We start from the raw sequence: 3,834 nt of genomic DNA, 5'->3' as shown, positions 1-3,834 counted from the left end.
GCCCCTTCCCCTGATCTATGATACCAAGCGCTTTTGCCTGCCCGGCACGGGTCATGATAGCAATCTCCTCAAAACTCAGTTCCCGGTCGATGGTTCCCAGGGATGTCCGGTCTGTGGTAAGCCGGTGGACCTGACCAAGTTCCTTCTCCCGGTACTCGTTTGACATCAAAAGGCCTATGATTTCAGGATATTTGACAAAAGGAGCACCGTTCGGGTTGTCGGTGGTAAGCATACACTGCCAGGGTTTTTTGATGAGAAGGGCAAGTTCAAGGCCTATGGCCCACATGATACTGTTTACAAGACTTTTTCTGCTGTAATAAACCGGTATGACTCCTGAACCGGTTTCCAGTTCCACATCATGATTACTCCATTTGTTATGATGGAGGGTATAGAGTCGGAATTCCATCGGACCGTCGGCGGTCATGGTCATGGTCCGCCCGAACATGACCTGACCCATGTCAATGACCACCTGTGGTTTTGTATTGACTGAGGCTGCTATTGTATCAGCTTCAGATCTGATGTCCCCCCAGGTACTTCCCCCATAGGAATGGAACTGGACATGGGTCAGGTAGAGCGTTTGACGGTGTGGATTAAGATCTGATGGAATATCCAGAGTTTGAAGCGTAGTCCGGTAATTCCCCGGCATTCCTAAGTTATTACAGTGCAGATGAACCGAATGGGGGAGGTGTAAAAATTCACATGCCCTGATTGATGTGTCAATAATCTCACGGGGTGTGATATCCCAGTTGGGAACCGGTTCGTCAATACTGGACAGATCATCACCAAATCCCCATGCCTCTGTTCCCCCTGGATTCGTCAGTTTAATGCCAAATCCCTTCACGGCAGACAGTGTCCACCCGATAACCGCAGCAGCCTGCCTGACATCTTTATCGCCAACTGCTTCAAAAAGACTCCAGTTCCCGTCAAACAGGGTATTTGCAAGCATATCCTGCATGGGGGTCGCAGCAAACTCTTCGTGGGTATGACGTGCCTCAAGTGGTGCCATCGCCCCCTCCAGGAGTGTTGTATACCCCATTCTGCTGTACCGGTAACTGTTTCCATAGGTCGTCGGGACGGTGTACCCGGATGTGGGATACATTGCTCCCCGTCGCGGTGTCCTCCCGGCCCGCATGTCTTCAGGACTCATGTACCTACCAAAGTTCACCTTGGTTCCACATACATGGGTATGAGAGTCAATTCCACCGGGCAGGGTGAGATGGCCGCCGGCATCAATCACCTCACAGTTGGATGAGACCGTGTCCACGATTCGTCCGTCCCGAATCGGAATGTCCATGATATCGCCGTGGATGCCTTGCAGGGGATCGAATACACAGGCATTTTTTATCAGAAGTTCAGGCATGGTCTTTCACTTCCCGAATCCGATCATATATCTGCTGCAGCAGTTCGGTGTCGGTCGGATACCCGGTCTCCAGGAATTTACGTGTTCTTATGGGAATACCGTCCATCCGGTATGCGGTACCTGCTGCATCGATGCCATTGACCGCAGAGGGGATCTGTAAAGTGCAGAGGTGAGTGGTTGCACTCGGGTAGGGATCAAACAGGATGGTCGGTATCTGTGCAAGATGTTCACAGCAGATCCGGGGGAAATGGGCACCCGGATCACTTGCCATAATGAGTGCTGCATCTGCTTCATTTCGTGCAAGGATGTCGACTGCGGTGGTTTCTCCGGGGTTGTAAAATGCGATTCCCCTGGAGTAATCCACCGCATAGGGATACCCGGTGATCCAGGTGAACACCTCGTTTGATCCATACACGTTCGAGTGCCCCCGCATCGGTGATATGGTCCATTTGGTATGACGGTTTAGTTCATCGACAAATTCGATAGCATTCCGGATATTTTTATACTTGCCACCAGTCATCGTGACTCCGACACCAAAGAACAGAGCACCAAATTTTGTCTGTTTGCACATTTCTGCAACCCTTATCAGCTGGGTCTTTGGAACACCTGCAACCAGGTCCGGAATAACGTCCTCTCTCCCCCTGATGATAGCCCGGAGGGCAGAAAGGACATGATAATCTCCACCCTGCTCAATCTGCACAAACTCCGTTGCTATTTCAGCGGTCGCGGTCTTTCTTACGTCGACAACGATAACCTTTCGTTCACGGAATGCATTATGAAGAAAGTAGGCATCCGCATAATTTGTATACCGGCTCAGGTGCCGGGGATGTGCTTCGATAGGATTGGAACCCCAGTATATGATCGTATCAGCCCGGTTCTTCACCTGTCCGAGTGTACAGCCCGGATGACCAACCTCCTGGATTGCAAGAATTGAAGGGCCGTGACAGACTGATGTGGTGCTGTCAACGACCCCGCCAATGAGTTCTGCAAGATGAGCACCGATTGCCTGTGTCTCTGTTGCACAACCGGACCAGCCGTACAGGAGGGGACGATCAGCTTCAGTAAGAATTCTGACAGTATATTCTATCGCCTCCTCGTAGGTAATATCAACCCACTCACCCTCTTTTCGCAGGATTGGATTTTTCAGTCTGGTTCCCGCATCGTCAAGGAACTTATGGGCCCCTAACGTACAGGCATTCTCTACCCCTGATATCTTCCCGTCAGTCATCTCGATCATGATATCGTCACAGAGACAACCGCAATAGGGGCAGACCACATGCCTGATCTTATCTTCCATACGGAACTCCTCCAAGGCGCTTCATGAGTTCTCCAACTGACGGGATTTTCTCTCCGGTTGGTTCGATGTCTGCTTCTGCACCCTTAAAATCTGGCATTCCCGTACTGTGCGTGCCTCCCCCGACAAGAAAATTTGCATAAGGTCCGAGGGGAAGAAATCCGCTTCCCCGTTTTATTGTTTCATCTGACTGAACGCGAAGGACGACCGATACCCCGGCGTTTGTCGCCTGTACCCGTTCCCCGTCATCAATACCGATCTCCATCATATCAACAGGGTTTAACCGGAGGGTTGAGGTCTCCCGGTAGTATTCAGGTGAATTTTTCCGGTCCACATGCGATCCCTGAATCACGGTTCGTCCGGTATTGATTCGGATCTTCATGTCTCCCCCGATATCTGCAATGGTTCAAGCACCCGTGCAATACGAATCGAACGGGTCGGGCACTGCTCTTCACATGTTTTGCACCCGGTGCATTTATCCTCGTGAAATACCGTATTTATTCCCTTATATACCCGCATAATGATCTCATCTGAGGTGCTTGTTCCCTTTGCTGCGAGTTGCGGGTCTATCTCCTTATTGACCGGACAGGCGACCGTGCAGCTTCCACATCCCATGCAGGTTACCGGATTGACCGTTATATGAAACTGGAACTGCATGTAGGTGCCATCCTGTGCATTTTTCGTATGAACCCGCCCTGCATCCAGCACGAGTTCGGGGCATATCTCAACGCACAGACCGCACCTGATACAATGCCCAGGATGGATGACCGGTTTCCATTCCCCCGGCTTCTCAGTCCTGATGACCTCAATCGCCCCTGGAGCAGGGCAGATCATCATGCATTGAAAACAATGGGTGCATTCCTTTCCGGTCAGATGGGGAAATTCCCTGAAATGTGGTGGAGTGACCAATGGGGCAGTTTTCGCAAAGAAAAATGTTTTAATCCACTCTGGTCGTGCCATATGCTGAATATATGAAAGGATGGATCTCATGGATTACCTCTCAGTACAGGCGATGCACGGGTCAGAGCTGATATATGCTGCCGTGACATCAGCAACCGATGTTACTCCGGGAATCATGTATCTGGCACATGCTTCGATATTCATAATCGACGGGGTCTGAATGGAAATTTCCTGAACCCTCCCATGCGTGTCAGACTTCACCCGGTAAGTCAGTTCTCCT

Annotated in this window: 4 protein-coding genes and 1 pseudogene; all 5 read right to left on the bottom strand. The window is 50.8% G+C overall.

Going from position 1 to position 3,834, the window contains the following annotated elements; genetic code table 11:
* The coding region (locus PLA23_RS11285; RefSeq protein WP_324475248.1) for a formylmethanofuran dehydrogenase subunit A at positions 1–1,360 on the bottom strand (1,360 nt) is incomplete at its 3' end.
* The gene (locus PLA23_RS11280) at positions 1,353–2,657 is read right to left on the bottom strand and encodes a formylmethanofuran dehydrogenase subunit B (protein ID WP_324331852.1); all 1,305 of its coding nucleotides are present in this window, start codon (positions 2,655–2,657) and stop codon (positions 1,353–1,355) included. The genes PLA23_RS11285 and PLA23_RS11280, both read right to left, overlap by 8 nt.
* A complete protein-coding gene (locus PLA23_RS11275; protein WP_324475247.1) occupies positions 2,647–3,036 on the bottom strand; it encodes a molybdopterin dinucleotide binding domain-containing protein in 390 nt (129 codons plus the stop codon). The genes PLA23_RS11280 and PLA23_RS11275 overlap by 11 nt, the downstream gene beginning before the upstream one ends.
* Entirely contained in the window at positions 3,033–3,644 is a 612-nt protein-coding gene (locus PLA23_RS11270; protein WP_324475246.1) for a 4Fe-4S dicluster domain-containing protein, read from the bottom strand. Before PLA23_RS11270 ends, PLA23_RS11275 begins: the two co-directional genes overlap by 4 nt.
* 3 nt (positions 3,645–3,647) lie before the next feature.
* A pseudogene (locus tag PLA23_RS11265) lies at positions 3,648–3,834 on the bottom strand (nickel-dependent hydrogenase large subunit); the annotation flags it as partial.

Source organism: Methanospirillum sp. (assembly GCF_035406105.1).
GTDB lineage: Archaea > Halobacteriota > Methanomicrobia > Methanomicrobiales > Methanospirillaceae > Methanospirillum.
Note: the sequence above shows the minus strand (reverse complement) of the source record. Positions and strands in the feature narration are given on the sequence as shown.

Bases quoted from the DNA above. Each gene is read 5' to 3' on its own strand.
- PLA23_RS11280 (WP_324331852.1), bottom strand. From the start codon at position 2,657: ATGGAAGATAAGATCAGGCATGTGGTCTGCCCCTATTGCGGTTGTCTC.
- PLA23_RS11275 (WP_324475247.1), bottom strand. From the start codon at position 3,036: ATGAAGATCCGAATCAATACCGGACGAACCGTGATTCAGGGATCGCAT.
- PLA23_RS11270 (WP_324475246.1), bottom strand. From the start codon at position 3,644: ATGAGATCCATCCTTTCATATATTCAGCATATGGCACGACCAGAGTGG.